A 19216-nucleotide genomic window follows, 5' to 3' on the forward strand; every position below is an offset into this window, starting at 1 on the left:
TTAGAGTTAATGAAACAATTCACTAATTGGGATTTGCTCAACAAGCGAGAGTTGATACATTGGGGCTTTCAAAAAATGGAGGCATCATGGATCTCGATATCTACCAAGTGGACTCTTTCACCACCGAACCTTTTAAAGGAAACCCTGCAGGAGTCTGCCTCTCACCAGAACCGTTACCAGAGGCATTGATGTTCTCTATCGCTGAAGAAATGGCGGTATCAGAAACTGCTTTTCTCTGTTTGAAAGACATGCGACTGCGTTGGTTCACACCTAAGGTAGAAGTGGCGCTATGTGGTCATGGCACATTAGCCACAGCGCAAATCTTAAAAGAACAAGGATTAGCGAAGGTTGGCGATACCATTGCCTTTCAAACCCTCTCTGGTGAGCTTCACGCAAAAGTGAACGAGTCAACGATTGAGCTCGACTTTCCTTCGACTCAGCTTGAAATGGGTGTTGAACAAGACGCTACGTTGCTAGCGGCACTTGGATTGAAAGCAGAGCAGGTGGTTTCTTACGCTCAGTTTGACAGCAAAGGCTTTATTGAAGTCGACAGTGAACAAGCCGTGCTGGATCTCGAGCCTAACTTTGACGCATTAAAGAGCATTCAAGGGCGTGGCGTGGTGGTAACTGCTCAGTCGAATTCCCCAGATCTCGACTTTATCTCGCGCTACTTCGCTCCTTGGGTAGGCGTGAACGAAGATCCTGTTACAGGCTCAGCCCACTGCGCACTGACTCAGTTTTGGTCGCAAAAACTCGGTCAAAATCAGTTCCGTGCCTATCAAGCCTCAGCCCGCGGCGGTCATTTACAAACCGAACTGCTTGAAAATGGGCGTATTAAACTGATTGGCTCCGCAAAGACGGTAATCAGCGGAAAACTAAAGGTATAACGCGATGAAACAATCCATTATCCATATTGCTTTGGTCGTAAAAGATTACGATGAAGCGATTGATTTTTATGTGAATAAGCTGAAGTTTGAGCTGGTGGAAGATACGTACCAACCAGAGCAAGATAAGCGCTGGGTTGTGGTTTCTCCACCGGGTTCTAATGGTGTGACATTATTGCTAGCAAAAGCGTCTAAGCCCGAGCAGCATGACTTCATCGGTAATCAAACCGGTGGACGTGTATTCCTATTTTTGAATACAGATGACTTCTGGCGTGATTACAACCGAATGGTAGAGCAGGGTATTAAGTTTGTTCGCCCGCCAGCAGAGCAAGACTACGGCACAGTCGCCGTATTTGAAGATCTCTATGGCAACCTGTGGGACTTGCTAGAGATGAGCCCAAGCCACCCAATGGCGTCGCGTTCATAGACTCGAATTCATCGATATTAAGAGCGTCTTTCGGGGCGCTCTTTTTGTTTCAAATATCCGCCTCTTGCATTTCCTTCTTCTCTTCTCATTTCGCTTCACTTTGCCTATCAGCTTAATTCTCAAAATGAGAATGATATTTAAATCAATATAAAGCTTTGTTTTTAAATGAGGTAATTTCGGCATCATATTTGCGTTAACCCTCTACGACCAACGATTCAGTTGATGAGGGGAATAACATGAAAGCAGGGAAACTTATTGCGCTAACCAGTTGCTGCGTATCGATGTCCGGATACGCGCTCACTACCAGTGATTTATCGTTCGAGTCAGGCAGTGACAATGCAAACTACACCATCAAAGGTAAACCATTAGAGACCACTTCCATTGCGGAAACCTTACCTCAGGATACGCTGACGAATGTGTACTCGATGCTTCCTGAAGGGACTTACGTTAACAGTGCGTTTATTGCACCGGAACGCTATTCAAACATTGATATCGATGAAGAGCTTGATGGCGCTGAGTACGCGACGGCCTCAGTGACGTTTCTTAATGAGGGGGCTGGCTATCGAAATTCGCTAGGCTATTTTGTCTACGACACCAACAATCCGCCAACTAGCAAAGACGATATCGAAACGCACATGGTGATCTTCCCAAATGCTTCGAAAGCGCCAGATGGTGACATGCAGGAAGGTGACACTATCGATCTCGATGTGCAGTTAACCGCGGGTCAGACGCTTGCGTTTTTCGTCATCCCGAATGGTTGGTATGTGAGTACCTATAACAACATTCCTTACCTTGGTCCTTGGAACACACCTTTTTACAGCTTATCCAGTTTGAATCCAGAGACGACCGCCAATTATCGCCGCCATAACGTTGCGTTCTTGGATACCGAGAATGAATTTTTGGTGCTTGGTTTTGAAGACATTCGCCGTCCGAGTGGCGATAACGATTTCAACGATTTGATTTTTACCGTGGATATTTCACCTTTCTCGGCGGTGGATGGCGTGAACACCGATGGCACTACCGACTCGAAATACGAAGTGTTGGTCCAAGAGAACAACCCAGAGGTGACTGTGACGTCGGTTTATCCAAGCTCCGATACTTATGCGACCATGGCATTCGAAGATCGCTGGCCGTTAATGGGTGACTACGATTTTAACGATGTGGTGTGGCGCTACCGTGTGACCGAACTGTTGAATGGCCAACGTGAATTGAAGACCATTACCGTCGATTACACCCTGCAAGCGATGGGGGCGGGTTATTCCAATGGTTTTGCCGTGAAGCTGCCTAATGTGGATTCGTCCAACGTAGCATCGGTAACGGTGACCAAAAATGGGCAAGCAGTGGAACATACGGTGCTTCAATCTGGCAGCGAAACTGTGTTGGTGGTATCGGAGGATTTAAGAGCTGAATTGGATGCGCTTGGTGTTCTGACTTCAGGTTGTACTTATTACCGCACTCAGAGCAATTGTTTGAATCAGCAAGCGACCGACATCCTCAGCTACCAGATGGTCGTCGAACTGACCACGCCAGTCGCACGAGATCAAATCGGTTACCCGCCTTATGACTCATTCATCTTTGCGGCAGAAGGTACGTACCACGGTGACTTTGTTACGACCTTCCCGGGCATGACATGGCAAACCCACTTTAAGGCATTCTCAGGTACTGGGGACATGAATAACGCATTGTTCAACCTGCATGATGATGACACAGGCGGCTCGGAATACTTCTTAACCAGCAACAACATGCCTTGGGCAATCAACATTCGTGATGAATGGGATCACCCAACCGAGAACACAGATATCAGCCATGCCTACACAGGGTTCCCAACTTGGGTAACCAGCAGTGGCGAAACGGACACCAGTTGGTACAACGCGCCAGCGAGTGGCAAAGTTATCTCAGCAACGGAATAGCAAGGATCATCACATGAATACTTCGACAAAACTTCTGACCATCATGTTTGCTTCAACTCTAGTCGCTGCTTGTGGAGGCGGTGGCGGCGGAGGGGGCGGCTCTTCAACCCCAACTCCTGCGCCAGTGGTGGATGAGACTGATGACACACAAGACATTGTGGCACAACGTGACTTTTCCTTTGATGTTGGCGAGACCATTACCTTGTCTATGAACTATCAAGGGGCTTCTGATGGTGCATTGCATCTCTACACCAAAGAGGCATTTACGGCGGAAAACGGCGATGTGATTGCAGACCCAATGTCACGCATTACCACCATTTATCCAACCCGAACCAATCAGGTTGAGTTAGAGGTGAATGGCAATTGGACAAAGTTGTACGCGCAATGGGTTCCAATGAATGCAGGTGAATCTGAGAAGAACTGGGTGATTTCGTTGAATCAATCCAACAACAATTACCATCTCGATTTTTAATCCAAGATGTCGTTAATAAGCAAAGCGTGGTTAAAGCCACGCTTTATTTTTGATAAAAATCCTTCGCAACATTAGCGTGATCTATATCACCTATTGAACGAATCAGATAGAATGGCGGCCACTTTCAATATGCCCTTTTCTAACCGTATCTCGAAAGTGAATTAACAACTTGTTATTTAAAAGAAATTTCCTTCGAGGACGCCGCTATCATTAGTACAAACAATATCACCATGCAATTTGGTGCCGAGCCACTGTTCGAAAATATCTCTGCTAAGTTTGGCAACGGCAACCGTTATGGTCTGATTGGCGCAAACGGCTGTGGTAAGTCGACATTTATGAAAATCCTGAGCGGAGCACTCGCGCCAAGCTCGGGCAACGTTTCCATTACTCCGGGGTTGAAACTGGGCGTATTGAGCCAAGATCAGTTTGCGTTCGAGCAATACAGCGTGATTGATGCCGTGATCATGGGCGACCGCAAGCTTTGGGAAGTAAAGCAGGAACGAGACCGCATCTATTCATTACCAGAAATGAGTGAAGAAGACGGCATGAAAGTCGCTGAGCTGGAAAGCGAATTCGCAGAAATGGACGGCTACACAGCAGAAAGCCGTGCTGGCGATATTTTGCTTCAAGCGGGTATTGAAGAAGAGCTGCATTTTGGTTTGATGCAGCAAGTTGCTCCGGGCTGGAAACTGCGTGTGCTTTTGGCGCAAGCTCTGTTTGCTAACCCAGATATTTTGCTGCTCGACGAACCAACCAACAACTTGGATATTCACACCATCAACTGGCTGGCAGAAGAGCTGAACCAACGTAAGTGTACGATGATCATCATCTCGCACGACCGTCACTTCCTAAACTCTGTGTGTACGCACATGGCAGATATCGATTACGGTGAGTTGCGCATTTACCCTGGCAACTATGAATACTTCCTTGAAGCATCTGGTCTTCGTCGTGAGCAGTTATTGGCTTCTAACGCGAAGAAAACCGCTGAAATCAACGAACTTCAAGAATTCGTAAACCGTTTTGGTGCGAATGCATCGAAAGCGAAACAAGCTAGCTCTCGCGCGAAGAAGATGGAAAAAATCCAACTCGACGAAGTGAAAGCAAGTAGCCGTGTTAGCCCATCGATTGATTTCGGTGAGGGCAAAAAACTGCATCGCTTAGCGTTGGAACTGCAAGACCTTGGTCACTCGTTTGGTGATGAGCTGCTGTTTGAAAAAGGCAACTTGTTACTTGAAGCGGGTACTCGCCTTGCGATTATCGGTGAAAACGGTGTAGGTAAAACGACCTTGCTGCGTTGCCTAGTGAACGAGTTAGAGCAAACTCAGGGCGTAGTAAAATGGTCTGAAAACGCTTCAATTGGTTACTGCCCACAGGACAGCAGTGCAGACTTCGATAACGATCTGACCATCTTTGAGTGGATCTCTCAGTGGCGTACCGTGAAGCACAATGACCTAATGGTACGTGGCATTCTAGGTCGCTTGTTGTTCACCGCTGATGATGCCAACAAAAAAGCGAAAAACTGCTCGGGTGGTGAGAAGAACCGCCTGCTGTTTGGTAAGCTAATGATGCAAGACATCAACGTTTTGGTAATGGATGAGCCAACCAACCACATGGATATGGAAGCGATTGAAGCGTTAAACAGCGCGTTAAAAGACTACACTGGCACTTTGATCTTTGTTAGTCATGACCGTGAGTTTGTATCGTCATTGGCGACTTCAATCATTGATGTAAAAGACAAACAGTTGGTGAGTTTCCAAGGTACATTTGAAGAGTACATGGCACACCAACAAAAGGTGCTTAGCGCTGCGTAACCAAGCGCCGATCATCGTGAATAATTGGACGTAAAGTTCGTCTTTGAGACGAAGAAAACAACAGATTATTTGCAATAGTGATTTAATCTAAACCTAATAGAGGTAAGGTGGTGAGTACAACGCTCGCCACCCACAATTAAGGAGCCGTTCATGAGCCATGAATTTATGACCGACGAAGAACGTATTGAACTGCAGAAGAACAACCCTCTGCACGGTCTTAAATTAGAAGACATGTTGCAGCAGCTTGTTGACCATTACGGTTGGGAAATCCTCGACACAGCAATGCGTATGAACTGTTTCAACACTAAGCCAAGCATTGCGAGCAGTGTTAAGTACCTGAAGAAAACAGAATGGGCTCGTGAGCGTGTAGAGAACTTCTACCTATACCGCTACAAGCGCATGCCAAAGGCATCTGAATACGAGTACAACCTACCACCACGCGCACGTACTTTCCGTCATGGATTGGAGCCGCGTGAGCCAATGGAGCTGACGGTTGAATCGATTCTGGCTTCACAAGCTAAGGCTGCGTCTGCGCACAAAGAGCGTTCAGCTAAGCAACGCTCAGATCGTGCTCGTTTTAACAACCGCCGTCGATAAACTTTCAGTTTTCTTGTTCTTGTAGGCTCGATGTCTAAGAGCAGGATGATTTTGATGAAAAGCCAAACTACCCAGTTTGGCTTTTTTATTATCTTTTCTTCAGCTAAACCTTGTTATCAAGACCCTAGCTTAATAATCGAAGAGTACATCTGCTGCGGATCTGACTGACGGCTGAATCGCGCTTGGAAGCTCTCCACCACATAATCAATAAAGGCTCGTAACTTTTGCGATTGCTCTTTGTGGTAAGGGTAAACGATGTACAGCGCGTGCTTTTCCATCTGCCATTCAGGGGTAATCTCAACCAATTCACCGGATGCCAATTGAGGCTCAACAAAGAAGTCTGGCAACAACGCAACCCCATGTCCGGCACATGCCGCTTGGGTGAGCGCCAAACCACTGTTGACAGTGTAAACACTCGCAGGCAGATCAACTTCCAATACCTCACTGCCATTTTGAAATGTCCAACGGCGAGACGTTGAAGAGAGGCTATAGCTAAGTAGGCGATGGTTTATAACGTCACGTGGAGATTTAAACGGCTGCGACTCTTCAAGGTATTGAGGGGAAGCGCAAAGTACACGACGAATATCCAGTAGTTTGCGCGAGCGTAGGCTAGAGTTACCCAATTCGCCTCCGCCACGAATGGCAATATCGACCCCTTGCTCAATCAAATCAATATGTTCATCACTCATCACCACTTCGATGGAAAGCTCTGGATGCAGCTTCATAAATTCACAGATGATGGGGTTTAGCTCAATCAACCCTAATGACATCGGCATGCTGATTTTGAGTGTACCCTTTAATGTGTGGGAAGACTCAATCACTGAGCGGTCTGCGTTGTTGAGTGCATCGAGAACCTGACACACTTGTTGATAATAGAGCTGACCATTATCGGTAATGTGCAAATTGCGGGTAGTACGGTTAATCAAAGGGCTTTTCAAATAGCTCTCTAATTCATTGATGTTCTTACTTATTGCGGCTTTTGAGAGGTTTAAATCTTCTGCAGCCGCGACGAAGCTACCTAGCTCCACCACTCGACGAAATACGGTTAATGCTCTGATCTTATCCACGCATTAGTTTCCTCATGTTTTTATTGTTCACTAATGGTGAACTATATAGCCACTATTATAGTGTTTATTCACTGGTGGGAGTTAATTAATATCACCTCATTCACTGAGTGCCCGACATAAGTAGGGGCAAACGTAATTAGGATTCCACTATGAAAAAGATCGTCGCATTTACTGGTAGCAATAACAGCCAATCAATCCACAGCCTATTGGTTCAAGCGCTGGCAAACCAAGCTACACAAACAGAAGTAAACACCATTGACCTAAACGACTTTGAATTGCCAATGTACGGTTTGGATGTTGAAGGTCAGGGCATCCCAGAAAACGCTCACAAACTGCGTGCAACGTTAAACGAATACGATGCGATCATCATTGCATCACCAGAGCACAACGGCTCAATGCCAGCATTCCTGAAAAATGCGATTGATTGGCTATCACGTGTCGCACCTCAAGGTACGTCTTTCTTTGGCGACACTAAGAAACCAGTTCTACTGGTGAGCACATCTCCGGGTGCAAACGGCGGCGCAACTAACATCAAAACCATGGCTGAGTTGATGCCTTGGTGGGGGGGCGATGTAAAAGGCACATACAGTCTAGGCGGCTTCTACGACAAGTTCCAAGATGGCAAATTTGATGCTGCGACCTCAGCGGAACTAAGTGAGCTAATGACGTCTTTCGAGAAGTCTCTGTAAGTTATCTATACTCGCATGAGTAGTGATTCATCAGGGTAGCTAATCAAGAAAGGTAGGTAAGGTATGGCGGTATTAGAACAAGGCGTTTGGTATCCAAACAAAGACGCAAGTGAGCTGACTGCAGAAGATCAATTCGCGTTACCAAGTCAGATCGAAGCAGGTCGCTATCACTTGTACATGTCGTTGGCTTGTCCATTTGCCCATCGCCCTTACTTAGTGATCAAGTACCTTGGTTTAGATGAGGTCATTTCCATCTCTTCCGTTGCTGAAAAGCGTTACAGCAATGGTTGGGAGTTTGATAGTGCACATCCTGATCCTCTGTACCGCGCGGATAATCTAGCGGCGTTGTATGCGAAAGCAAAAAGTGATTACACCGGACGCGTAACCGTCCCTTTACTGTGGGATAAGCAAAACCATGCGATTGTGGGTAATGATTCAGCCGCAATGGCAATGGACCTCGCTACGCGTTGGCTGCCTTTGGCAAAACATCCGGTGGCGTTGGTACCAGCAGCATTGCGTGAAGAGATCGAAGGCCTAAATCGATGGCTTCACAGCAATGTGAATGGCAAGGTGTATCAAGTCGGCTTTGCAACCACGCAAGCGCAATATGACCAAGCGAGTGAAACCTTGTTTGATGCGTTAGCGCAACTGGATCAGCGTTTGGGGCAGTCGCGCTACTTGCATGGCGAAGACGTTACCCTATCTGACTTGTTCTTGTTGCCAACATTAGTGCGTTTTGAGGCAGTATATGAAATACACTTCAAAGCCAACAAAAAGCCCCTAAAGGCGTACCATAACTTGTATCGTTACATGCTGGATTTGGTTGCCGATGAGCGCATTCGCAGCACCATCGAGATGGATTACATGAAGCTGCATTATTTCTTCTCGCACAAGCACATTAACCCAAATGGGATTGTGCCTGCAGGACCTGAGATTGAATGGCTTTAAACAAGATGAAAAATGAAGCGTGGACCGAGAATAAGCTTGGTTCACCAACCGCTATTGGTTAATAACGAGCGCAATGTCATCAGAAACGTATCGCGATACGGCTGATGACATTTAAACTCAATCGTAATATTGAGCAGTTTACTCTCTGGGCTATTTACTTGGGCTGTACGCTAGGATAAAAATCCAAACAACGCTCTGTAAGCCACTGCATAACAGGACCTGATTCTTTTGCTTTGCTTGTCACACGGTCAATTTGTAAAAGCCAATCTTTCTCTTCCCCTTGTAGCTTAAGGGGAACGATATCTGAGTGCTTTTGAAACAGGTGGTCAGGTATCAAGCTCCAGTTATTATTCAGTTTAATCAACTCTACTAGGGTTTCTAAATCATTCACTTTGGTCAGTGAGTTCGATAAGTTTGCGTTGTAGTGAGCAGGGTAGTCTTTTAATACGATTTGCCGATACGCCTTAAGTGCTTCAAAAGAAACGGAGTCTTCAGCCAATAACGGGTGTGATTGATGCACCGCGATAGAAAATGGCACGTAACCAATCGAACCTAAAATCACGTTCTTAGGCTGTGTGCTGCCCCACAACATAAAACCGATATCCACTTCATTACTCGCGACAGCATCAGCAATGTCATTGTTTTTCAAGATATTGAGATTGAGCTCGGTGTGCGGGAATTGCTGATAGAACTCCTCAATCACGCCAAAAAACTGCGGTGTTAGTAAAAGCGCATTGATTCCTATCGAGATCCTATCTTCTATTCCCACATTGAACGTTTCCAACATATTTTGGATGTGTTGTGCATGCTCTAACAAGGAGAGGGCTTGAGTATGCAGTCGCTCGCCTTGTGCCGTTAAGGTAGGCAAGCGAGAAGTACGATCAAAGATGGTCAGTCCTGTGTCTATTTCCAAGTTTGAAATCGTAGTACTGACCGCAGACTGTGCTTTACCAAGCTTTCTTGCCGCCGCAGAAAACGAACCACACTCCACGCACATGACTAACGTTTCAAGTTGTTGAAGATTGAACATAACGATATATCTAATTTTTAGATGGTAGCTAACTATATCTTATAAAAACTTTAGATGACAATCGCTCCATTAATCGTTAAGTACAAGTAGAGAATAAGATGAGTAACCACCAATCTGCGGAATTATCGGATACACAAAAGGAACTAGAAGCATTGCGTGAACGCTTGCGTCAAAATACTCAAACCATGCAGAGTTCGACTAAGAAATCAGACGCTAACGAAATGATGTCTGGCGTGATTAAGACCGTAGCGACGTTCGAAAAAGACTAATAAGCTCTTTCCTAGAAAGTAGAAAGTAGAAAGTAGAAAGTAGAAAGTAGAAAGGCACCAATTAATGGTGCCTTTTGTTTTTATAGCTGCGCCGTAATTTCCTCTATCTCTTGCTGCCACTGTTTTTGCATCGCTGGTTTTTGATGTTTGGGTTTCCGCCCTAAATCGGCTTCTAGCAAGCTTTCCAGCTCCAACAGTCTTTCTAGCATTTGCTCTTCGGATTGCTCATCAGACGCGGTGTTTGTTTCCATCGACATTACTTCATTGCAATGATGCGATATGGCTGATTTGGGAGCAGTATCAGTTACGCGTTGATACACTTCTTCCGCGCTTAAATACTCCGTCAGTAAGCCATTTTCAATAAACCAGAATCGATTGCAGCTTTGCTCTATCAAGCTTCGGTCGTGACTCACCAATAAGGCGGCACCTTCGAAGTTTTGCAGAGTTTCAATCAACTCTTCTTTGCCTTCCATATCCAAATGGTTGGTCGGTTCATCTAAAAACAGCATGTGATAACGAGCGAGGGTTAAGCCGACAAACAGCAGCCTTGCTCGTTCTCCACCACTTAGACTGATGACTTTCTGCTCGTGTCTTGCGTACTCAAATCCTGCACCAATTAGCGAACGTTTTGCCTGTTCACTACTGATGCTGGCAAACGACTGCAACGCATCCGTGATGGATTGATGATCGTCGAGTTGCCTTAGAGATTGATCGTAGTAACCCAAGCGACAGCGATCGTGGAAAGTCACACTCTCATGTTGGTTGCTTAGGTCGGTTTGGATGGCTTCATACTGATGATAAAGCAGGTTCAACAAAGTCGATTTGCCGCAACCATTACTGCCTAGAACGGCAATTCGGTCGCCACTTTTGACGCGTATTTCTGCCATATCAAACAAGTGATAATCACTGTCTGGTGGCGTTACCGAGAAAGGTAAAACCTCTAATAGTCGATTTGCTGGCAGTGATTCACCTTGAAGCTGTAGTGCCCACGGCGTGCCTTCTGTCAGCTCGGTTTGTTCTTCCTCTAAACGTTCTTTGCGCGCAAACATCGTCTTGGCTTTTCGAGCAAGATCCTCGTTGTCGTAGACTTTGCCCCAAGTGGCTAAACGCTTGGCGCTTTTCTCGATTCGGTCGATCTCTTTCTGCTCGCTGGCATGGCGAAGTTGATCGGTTTCATCTTTCTCTTTCAGTGCTTGTCTTGCTTGAGAACAAGGCAGAGAGAAATGATGCAGAGATCGATCTCGCATGACCCAAGTGGTGTTGGTGACGCGATCGAGTAAGGTTTGATCGTGAGATACCAAAACGAATGAGCCTTTCCAGTTTGATAAGAATTGCTCTAACCAAAGGAGCGATGGCAAGTCCAAGTGGTTGCTTGGTTCATCCAGAAGCAGTAAGTCAGGTTGGTGGATAATCGCACGAGCAAGCAGGAGTCGCATTTGCTGACCACCGCTGCAATTCTCAACCGGCATGTGTCGTTCTGTGTTTGAAAATCCGAGTTCATCCAATAAGAGTTCGGCGCGCCAAATCTCATCATTGGATAAGGATTCCGCTAACGCGTCCAATACGGAATGTGTACTTAAAGATTCAGGTAAATGCTGTTCAACATAACGCATCAAACATGAACTGGCTTTGGCAACCGTGCCTTGGCTTGGTTCAAATTGACCGCTAAGCAGTTTGAGTAGGGAGCTTTTACCACAGCCGTTATGACCGATAAGACCAATTTTGTCGCCACGATGAATCGTAAACGTCAGGTCTTTGAAGATTGGTGTTGCTGTGTGAGAAAGGGTTAGTGATTGTGCAGTTAAAAAAGTACTCATAGTGTTCTCAAGAATTTTGGGCGTAAGACGCCTTTGTCATAGCTGACAATAATTCTTCGAGCTTGAGGGAAAGTACTCGGGTGACGTGTTTTCGTCGAAAGGTAATTATTCGCTCAAGTCGAGATTATCGCAGCGCGAAATCTGAAACTCTTGAGCGGTCCTTCATGCCATAAAAACGTGGGTTGATTGAACACCACAAAGACATAAATTCCTCCTTAATTTCGTTGTAAGTGTTGCCACTTTTGGTTGATAGATACGCTAGATTCTAACCCTAAAAGTGGCAATGTACAGATAGCTTGATGAAAAAATGATGAGAGGATCACCAAGGTATCACGCGCTTTTAGCGATATAAGCTGAATTTTTTGGTCAATTCTCGAAGAGTTTCAGTCTCGCCGAACAAGCAAATACCCAAGTATTCTAACTCGGCTTCTGGTGTGTTTTTGGTGGTTTGCTGTTGAACTTCAGAGCCGCCTTCTACCATGGTGTGAGTAAAGTCGGATAAGGGGATGCTTTTATCGAGTGCTTCTTGGCGAAGCTTTCTGATTTTTTTGGAGTTGTCCGCTCTCAAGACGATAAACGGATAGTGGGAGATATTTGGATGAACATTGCCGTCGAGATCGTGATAGTCGATGTAGACTGCGTCGCCATCAGAAAGTTGATTCGCAAGGCTTACGCTCAAGTGTCCTAATACGTTAACGGCGCGTCCCACTTCGACTTTTTTACTGATTACGGCAACAAATCGTTTTTGGTTTTCGTCGGGAAGTTGATTCATGGAGGACCTCGTTTTTCTATTGATCTGGCTATTGTTTAACTGCCTCCATTGTATTTCCTTGCACGCGCAATTTTGTTTCTAACATTGCTGTCGAAAAGCCAAGTTTGCAATAAACGAATGATTTAATCGTTTTTCATGCAATAAGATTTCCCGAGTTTTCTAATAGACAAGGCACCAACGGACTGTCGGTGCCTTAGGTCGATGATGAACCAAGTTCTATTGTTTGTTTAGCTCAGCCGCTGTATCAACAAAGATGCCTTGGATGTCTTTCGCTTCACGCTCTGTTTGACCACCGTGTTTTAGGAACGCGTCGATGATCGCTGCGGTTTTTTGCTCTTTTGCGCGCTCTAAGAAGTAACGCAACTCTAGCTCTGCACCTGCGTCTTCATCTTTGATAGAGGTTGCGATGATCTCTTTGTACATTACGATGTCACGCACTTCTAGTTGGCTAATCACGCCCAATGTTGCCGCCAAGAATCCATCCAACTCTGCTTTAGGAACAAACTGAGTAATGATGTTTAACTGCTCCGCTTGTTGTGCCGTAAAGTCGTTACCAAGTAGCAGTGCTTGAAGCGCTTTGTTTTTACCCATACGACGAGCGAACTGCACCGCACCTTGGCCACCCGTTGGGATGTTGACGTGGATCTCTGGCTGAGCAAATGCCGCGTTTTCAGTACCGTACGCCAAGTCACACGCCATCACAAACTCATTACCGCCGCCACGAGCTACACCATCAACCACAGCAACCGATACTTGTTTCATCGCTTTGATGTTGGCAATCATGTGGTTGAATTCAATTGATGCTGCCTGACCACCTTGTGTGCCGTTGATAACGTTCAAATCTAAATGCGCCAAGAAGAAAGACTCATGAAGTGATTTGAATACCACCACTTTCGTATCGCGGTCATCTTTAAGTGATAGGACAAATTCGTTGATTTCATTAATCAAATCGATGGTCAGTACGTTCACTGGTGGGTTGTTGATTTCAACAGTAGCGATGCCGTTGTGTGTTGTGATTGATAGAGTTTTCATAGCTGTTTCCTCAGCGTTAGTAAGATCAGCAGACCTCGGTAACGCGAATTTATTGGTTTGGTATTGAAGAGGTTTGTCTCTCTCCCGTTGTGTGCAGCCACTATAGATTTGTTATAAGATGAGAAAAATAAGCTAAATTGCATATAATTGGTGCCATAAAAGCAACAATAGTTTTTTAGGTAAGACGTTATGGATTTCTCTAGTCGTTTATTGCTGTTACTTGAGGTGGTCGAGCTTGGCTCGTTCACTAAGGTATCAGAACAGAAGAATGTGGATCGTTCGGTGATCTCAAAGCAGATCAGCCGTTTGGAAGAGGAGTTGGGTGTTCGATTGCTCAACCGAACTACGCGCTCCTTATCATTGACGGCAGCAGGGAGTGAAATGGTCAACCAAGCCAAATCCCTTCGGTCACTTCTTAGTGATACTCACCGTTTGGCGCAGAATTATCACGAAGAGCCTCGCGGTGTCTTGCGCATTACCAGCTCGACCATGTTCGGGCGTCAATACGTTCAAGATGCGATTTCAGTGTTTCAACAACAATACCCAGATGTGGAGTTTGAACTGCGCTTAGAAGATCGCATGGTTGATATGGTACAAGAGGGCTTTGATATTGGCTTCCGAATTGGACGACCTAAAAACTCGAGCTTGATTACCCGTAAGATTGCGCGAAGCCGCCTGTTGATTGTTGCTGCCCCAGCGTTTTTAGAAAAGCATGGTGAGGTGAACAGTCTTGAGAAGTTGGAATCTTTACCCGCCACTATTTACGCCGCCCCAGGTCTGCTATTCGATAAATTCGGCTATCAAGATGAGCAAGGTAAACAACAGCACTTTCAGCTTAATGTCGCTTATAAAGTGAATGATGTGGAAATGTTGGCAAGAAGCGCAGCTGGAGGAAATACGCTTGCTGTGGTGACCGCACAAATGGTTCAAGACGAAATCAAACAAGGCAAGTTGGTGCCAATCATGACGCACTTGAACATTGATGATTTCGGTACCTTCTACGCCGTGTATCCGCACCGAGATGCGCCGATTAAAACCAAGTTATTTATCGACACGCTCAAATCCATTGTGGGAGAAGAGACGCCCATTTGGGAAAAGAACATTCCAAACTTCGACAAGATGTATGGGCGAGGGAAGTAGTGGGTTTGGTGCTCGGACGAAAAAAGCACCGACATTGCGGTGCTTTTGTTTGAGTGCGAAATGGCACTCAGTATTTTGTCAGCGACTAGAACTTCGCCATAAATGATTTCGTCAGTGGTAGGCGGAAATCTTTGCCCATCATTTCATAAACGTTGAATTTCACCGTGTTCCAGTTTTCTTCAAAGTTGTATTCGAACACGCTGTCACCAGTATCCAAGCTTTGTGTCATGGTCCATTCTGTTGCGTAACCAGACATACCATTGCCGTTGCCAAAGTCTTTGTATGGCGCATCCGCAGGTACACGATAAGGAACTGTCGACAGCTTCATCATACCGTTGGTGATGCTGGTCGGTTCCGTGAGTTTGCTCATAAAGTAGCTCGCGTGAACAAAGCGACTGTGTGAGTTACCGTTGCCAATGGAGCCATAGTCGGTATCACGACTCGCGTTTTCCCACGTTGGTTGAACCTTCTTGCGCATTTCGATGTGTTCTTTCATCGAAGGGTCGTTAGTCATCACCATCGCTTCTTCGCCGCGGTAGGTGTGCAAGCCGTCTTTATCCATCTCAATAACTAGGCGATCACCGCTCTTATCCGTGACAGACCAGTGCAGTTTCATTTCGACGGGCATCCCTTCCATAGGGATAGACGCGTATTCCAACGTTGGTAGCGCTTTAACCACGTCATCAACTGTTGCGTAGTTAGCTAACAGGTATTCAGCGATGGTAAATTGCGTGACTTCTGACCCTGTTTCTGCCTTTTTCATGGTCATATTTGGATAGAACAGAGCGTTGATTTGCATGCCCTCGCTGTTTACGCCATCGGCAACTAACTCACCATAAGCCAGTACCGCAACCATGTCGTATTTCACCGTGTAGGTATTACCTAGACCATTACCTTGAAGCGAACGAACGTCGCCGCTGTTAATCGTACCTAGCACAGGTGAGGTTGATTCCATCCAATCCATCGTTCTAGAAGTGAAAGTGCCCAAGTCGGTATTCCATGCGACTGAGGTACAAGCGTGCGCTACACCAGTAGTAAGAGTGCCAGCAAGAAGGGCTAGGGTGATTGCTTTCAATTTCATAGTAACTCCGATTCATTTTTAGGAACGATTTGGAGTGTACGGTGGAAAACAAAAATACCTAAATCACGTTGTGAGTATTCAATCCTCACTTCTAATGGTATGAGAATGACTGTGTTCTTTAAACAGTCGAATCATTTCTCGCGTAACAGGACCAGCTAAGCGGTTGTGTTGCCAAAGGTTGATAGGAAACTGAAGCACGGCATGGAGTTCGTCTATCTCAATGGTCTGTAATTGCTGGGTTGCTAAAAGATCCTCCACGCAATGGGTAGGGACAATTGCCCAGCCATCACCTGCGACTAATAGGTTTTTGAGCACATTCACACTTTCGATTTGTTGGGCAAGATTCGATATCGTTAGAGTTTGTGCGATGCCAGTATGGTGAAAGTCCGCCATCAACAACTGCCTTGCTCGCTTTAGAGAGGTGAGGTCAACAATCTGATGTTGCTTAATAAATTCGCTGGTGGCACAAACAACAAAAGGAAGGTTGAGCAGATAGGTGTAGCTGAATGCTGTCGTGGCATTGCCCGTTGGAACGAGCATGACAGCAAGATCTGCTGCATCTTGTTCGAACAACGCTTTCGTTTCGTGATTGTTTTTGTGAAGCCAGTTCACTTTGACTAATGGGAATTTTTTTCGAATCCCAATCATCACATCTTGAATCAGTTTTCCCGGCACCAATTCACTATGGCAGATAGTAATTTGGCTCTCGTTCCCTTGTTCGGTGCTCTGGCAAAGACGCTCAAAAGACTTGGTCGTTTCCGCGAGGTTTTTAGCATGTTGATACAGTGCTAATCCTTCTTCCGTCAATTGAGGATAGCGAGTTGAACGGTCAAACAAGGTCATGTTGATTTCAATTTCGAGATTGGTGATCACCTGACCAAGCGTCGTACGATGCTTATTTAATTGTTTTGCTGCAGCGCTAAAGGAGCCACATTCCGCAACAGCGACAAAGGCGGTGACTTGCTCATAACTGATGTGCATGATGATTTGGTCCTACAAAAGTGTCTTATTCAAACTTAATGTAAGACCCCAACAGAGTCCAGACAGAGAAGAACAAGTTGTGATTAGTTTACTTATCTCAATACTCGCTCAACTTGCTCAATAATATACGAATCTTCTAGCGCTTTACCCAACATCAATTGATGGTTCAGTAGTCCTAGCATAAGGGTATAAAGCGATTCTTTGTGTTGCGCTGAAACGTAGTTTTCTAGCATCGTCATGTACTTTTGATTCGCAAGTAACATGCATGGATCGGTAGCTATGTTTTCTTGTCCAATCACATCAATGTAATCAGAGACAAGCTTCATTTCTTGGAAGAAACGCGGAGCCATTTGCTGAAAGATCAATACGAAGTTTTCGATTTGTTGCCCTGTATTCGCTTCACTTGAGTTTGGTCTATCTGCTAGCACTTCTGCATCAAAGTTGACGATGGCCTCTGTTGCGGCTTTGAATAGTTCATCCTTACTTTTGTAATAGTGATAAACCGCACTTTTGCTCATTCCTAACTGTTCGCACAGTTGTCTCATACCAATGTTTTTGTAACCGAACTCAAGGAACACTTCGGTTGCTTTTAAGGCAATTTCTCTGCGTCTGCTTTCATGATCGACGATCTTCGGCATGATTTTCTTCTCAGCTTTTGTTACCGCAATGCCCTGCAGTATAACACAAGAACCTTTATTTAGACCGAGTGGACAAAAAAAGATCTTTACCTAGCTCTCAAAGCGTACTAATTTAAAAAGACCAAGTGGTCGAAATAAGGTTTTAGTATGAAAATTGATTGGAGTGTTCCTCAAGCAAGAGCGGGTTTCTGGGGTGGGATTGATAAGCTGATTGGTCCGGGCGCAACGAAAGCTGAAAAGAATTTACAGCTGTATGTCCCTTTTGCTGCTGGTTTTGTCGTGGTGATTTATGCGTACTTTGCACAACTGGGTTGGACTACTACTCAATATGTTATCGCGGGTTTGCTCACAGTGGATATTATCGGCGGCATTATTACCAATGCGACGTCTACGGCAAAGCGCTGGTTTCATCGGGAAGGACAAGGTTTTAAGCAGCACATGAGCTTTATTCTGACTCATTTCGTGCAGCTTTCTCTCTACAGTTGGGCGTTCTTGAATTTCGATATCATGTGGATTGTTGTGATCGGTGGTTACATGGTTCTGGCATGTAGTCTAGTCATGAAAACTCCGTTGTATTTACAACGTCCTGTGGCCCTAACTCTGTATTCTCTGAGTGTGATTATTTCAATTTACTGGGTACAAGCACCACAAGGCTTGGAATGGTTTTTACCGCTGTTCTACCTAAAGTTATTGGTGAGCCACGTATTGCGTGAAGAGCCATACCGACCAGAGCAAGAATAGGACGTCATGTTATGAAAACGCACCCTCGAATTTTAATTGCGGGCTCAACGGGGTACTTGGGCTCGAATATTGTTGAGCTACTCCTCTCTGAGCATATTGATTTTAAAGCCATTGCGAGAAGCAAAACCAAGTTACTCGCAATGGGCGTGGAAGAGTCACAAGTGATAGAGGCGCAGGTTACTCATCCCGATGAGCTTAAAGGTGTTTGTGAGGGTGTGGATGTTGTTATCTCATGCTTGGGCATTACTCGCCAACAAGACGGATTAGGTTATTTGGATGTCGACTACCAAGCAAATTTGAACTTGCTTGAAGAAGCAGAGCGAGCAGGTGTCGGTAAGTTCATCTACATCTCTGCGTTTAATGCTCAGAAACATCCTCAAGTTCGTCTTTTAGAGGCGAAAGAGCGCTTTGCGAGTCGGCTTCTGCAATCAACAAAATTAACCCCTTGTGTGATTCGCCCGAATGGTTTTTTCTCTGATATTACCGAGGTGTACAACATGGCGAAATCGGGGCGAGTATTTACTTTTGGCGATGGTGAAAATTTGCTTAATCCCATTCATGGAAAAGATTTGGCAAGGTTTTGTTTAGAGGCTATTGAACGAAATGACACGGAACTAGATGTCGGTGGTCCAGATGTTGTGTCAGTCAATGATGTAGCTCGGATCGCGTTCAAATCTCAAAACAAAGTGGAGAAAAACACGCACCTACCGGACTTCCTGCGAACAGCTGGGTTATCGATAGTACGTCATTTTCCGGAGAAATGGGGCGGTCCTGCGGAGTTCTTTTTAACCATGTTAGGCGGTGACAATATCGCGCCGACTTATGGTCGCCATCGACTAGAAGACTACTTTGGCGAGCTGGCTTCAACCGATAACCAATAGATTGTGAAATAACAAAAAGCACACGAGAG

At 45.4% G+C, this 19216-nt stretch carries 20 protein-coding genes; 12 read left to right on the plus strand and 8 right to left on the minus strand.

The genetic code is table 11. The annotated features are described in order from the left end of the window. Positions 1-86: 86 nt before the first annotated feature. From ACLIIY_RS21310 to ACLIIY_RS21335, 6 genes are all read left to right on the plus strand, one after another. Complete coding sequence (locus ACLIIY_RS21310) at positions 87-887, plus strand: PhzF family phenazine biosynthesis protein (protein ID WP_434529343.1); 801 nt, start codon at positions 87-89, stop codon at positions 885-887. 4 nt (positions 888-891) lie between these two features. Next, entirely contained in the window at positions 892-1311 is a 420-nt protein-coding gene (locus tag ACLIIY_RS21315; protein WP_009706429.1) for a VOC family protein, read from the plus strand. Between the two features lie 236 nt (positions 1312-1547). Then, positions 1548-3221 carry an LruC domain-containing protein gene (locus ACLIIY_RS21320; RefSeq protein ID WP_434529344.1) on the plus strand — a complete coding sequence of 558 codons (1674 nt, stop codon included), beginning with the start codon at positions 1548-1550 and terminating at the stop codon, positions 3219-3221. A gap of 13 nt (positions 3222-3234) precedes the next feature. Next, complete coding sequence (locus ACLIIY_RS21325; RefSeq protein WP_199455191.1) at positions 3235-3693, plus strand: hypothetical protein; 459 nt, start codon at positions 3235-3237, stop codon at positions 3691-3693. Between the two features lie 206 nt (positions 3694-3899). Beyond that, positions 3900-5504, plus strand: a complete 1605-nt coding sequence (locus ACLIIY_RS21330; protein WP_078609968.1) for an ABC-F family ATPase — start codon at positions 3900-3902, stop codon at positions 5502-5504. Between the two features lie 165 nt (positions 5505-5669). Next, positions 5670-6101: a VF530 family DNA-binding protein gene (locus ACLIIY_RS21335; RefSeq protein ID WP_005436283.1), complete on the plus strand. Its 432-nt coding sequence runs from the start codon at positions 5670-5672 to the stop codon at positions 6099-6101. 116 nt (positions 6102-6217) lie between these two features. Here the strand turns inward: ACLIIY_RS21335 and ACLIIY_RS21340 are convergent, their stop codons facing one another. Continuing rightward, positions 6218-7168 carry a LysR family transcriptional regulator gene (locus ACLIIY_RS21340; RefSeq protein WP_005436284.1) on the minus strand — a complete coding sequence of 317 codons (951 nt, stop codon included), beginning with the start codon at positions 7166-7168 and terminating at the stop codon, positions 6218-6220. Between the two features lie 149 nt (positions 7169-7317). On the opposite strand from ACLIIY_RS21340, the gene ACLIIY_RS21345 reads away from it, so the two are divergent. Both ACLIIY_RS21345 and ACLIIY_RS21350 read left to right on the plus strand, forming a co-directional pair. Beyond that, the gene (locus ACLIIY_RS21345; RefSeq protein ID WP_039840493.1) at positions 7318-7857 is read left to right on the plus strand and encodes an NADPH-dependent FMN reductase; all 540 of its coding nucleotides are present in this window, start codon (positions 7318-7320) and stop codon (positions 7855-7857) included. A 63-nt stretch (positions 7858-7920) separates the two neighbouring features. Continuing rightward, positions 7921-8805: a glutathione S-transferase C-terminal domain-containing protein gene (locus tag ACLIIY_RS21350; protein WP_434529345.1), complete on the plus strand. Its 885-nt coding sequence runs from the start codon at positions 7921-7923 to the stop codon at positions 8803-8805. Between the two features lie 154 nt (positions 8806-8959). Here ACLIIY_RS21350 and ACLIIY_RS21355 read toward each other — a convergent pair whose 3' ends face one another. Next, positions 8960-9835 carry a LysR family transcriptional regulator gene (locus ACLIIY_RS21355; protein WP_434529346.1) on the minus strand — a complete coding sequence of 292 codons (876 nt, stop codon included), beginning with the start codon at positions 9833-9835 and terminating at the stop codon, positions 8960-8962. 98 nt (positions 9836-9933) lie between these two features. Here ACLIIY_RS21355 and ACLIIY_RS21360 point away from each other — a divergent pair, with 98 nt between their 5' ends. Next, on the plus strand, positions 9934-10104 hold the full coding sequence (locus ACLIIY_RS21360) for a hypothetical protein (protein WP_171373482.1): 171 nt from the start codon (positions 9934-9936) through the stop codon (positions 10102-10104). An 80-nt stretch (positions 10105-10184) separates the two neighbouring features. Here the strand turns inward: ACLIIY_RS21360 and ACLIIY_RS21365 are convergent, their stop codons facing one another. The 3 genes from ACLIIY_RS21365 to ACLIIY_RS21375 all read right to left on the minus strand — a co-directional run bounded on the left by ACLIIY_RS21365 (position 10185) and on the right by ACLIIY_RS21375 (position 13725). After that, on the minus strand, positions 10185-11921 hold the full coding sequence (locus ACLIIY_RS21365) for an ABC-F family ATP-binding cassette domain-containing protein (RefSeq protein ID WP_434529347.1): 1737 nt from the start codon (positions 11919-11921) through the stop codon (positions 10185-10187). A 340-nt stretch (positions 11922-12261) separates the two neighbouring features. Continuing rightward, on the minus strand, positions 12262-12693 hold the full coding sequence (locus ACLIIY_RS21370; RefSeq protein WP_434529348.1) for a DUF2000 domain-containing protein: 432 nt from the start codon (positions 12691-12693) through the stop codon (positions 12262-12264). 216 nt (positions 12694-12909) lie between these two features. Then, positions 12910-13725, minus strand: coding sequence for an enoyl-CoA hydratase/isomerase family protein (locus ACLIIY_RS21375; protein WP_180826913.1), 816 nt, complete (start codon positions 13723-13725; stop codon positions 12910-12912). A 189-nt stretch (positions 13726-13914) separates the two neighbouring features. Here ACLIIY_RS21375 and ACLIIY_RS21380 point away from each other — a divergent pair, with 189 nt between their 5' ends. Beyond that, the gene (locus ACLIIY_RS21380; RefSeq protein ID WP_017818454.1) at positions 13915-14865 is read left to right on the plus strand and encodes a LysR family transcriptional regulator; all 951 of its coding nucleotides are present in this window, start codon (positions 13915-13917) and stop codon (positions 14863-14865) included. Positions 14866-14950: 85 nt separating this feature from the next. Here the strand turns inward: ACLIIY_RS21380 and ACLIIY_RS21385 are convergent, their stop codons facing one another. From ACLIIY_RS21385 to ACLIIY_RS21395, 3 genes are all read right to left on the minus strand, one after another. After that, positions 14951-15946 carry a linear amide C-N hydrolase gene (locus ACLIIY_RS21385; protein ID WP_434529349.1) on the minus strand — a complete coding sequence of 332 codons (996 nt, stop codon included), beginning with the start codon at positions 15944-15946 and terminating at the stop codon, positions 14951-14953. A 78-nt stretch (positions 15947-16024) separates the two neighbouring features. Further along, a complete protein-coding gene (locus ACLIIY_RS21390) occupies positions 16025-16927 on the minus strand; it encodes a LysR family transcriptional regulator (RefSeq protein ID WP_434529350.1) in 903 nt (300 codons plus the stop codon). 92 nt (positions 16928-17019) lie between these two features. Beyond that, on the minus strand, positions 17020-17565 hold the full coding sequence (locus ACLIIY_RS21395; protein ID WP_434529351.1) for a TetR/AcrR family transcriptional regulator: 546 nt from the start codon (positions 17563-17565) through the stop codon (positions 17020-17022). Between the two features lie 147 nt (positions 17566-17712). On the opposite strand from ACLIIY_RS21395, the gene ACLIIY_RS21400 reads away from it, so the two are divergent. Together ACLIIY_RS21400 and ACLIIY_RS21405 are read left to right on the plus strand one after the other, a co-directional pair. After that, positions 17713-18306 (plus strand): hypothetical protein, encoded by a 594-nt coding sequence (locus tag ACLIIY_RS21400; RefSeq protein ID WP_434529352.1) that lies wholly within the window; start codon positions 17713-17715, stop codon positions 18304-18306. 11 nt (positions 18307-18317) lie between these two features. Then, positions 18318-19187 carry an SDR family oxidoreductase gene (locus tag ACLIIY_RS21405; RefSeq protein WP_434529353.1) on the plus strand — a complete coding sequence of 290 codons (870 nt, stop codon included), beginning with the start codon at positions 18318-18320 and terminating at the stop codon, positions 19185-19187. Positions 19188-19216 lie beyond the last annotated feature (29 nt).

Origin of the sequence: Vibrio sp. K4 (genome assembly GCF_051122595.1) — a bacterium.
Lineage (GTDB): Bacteria > Pseudomonadota > Gammaproteobacteria > Enterobacterales > Vibrionaceae > Vibrio > Vibrio owensii.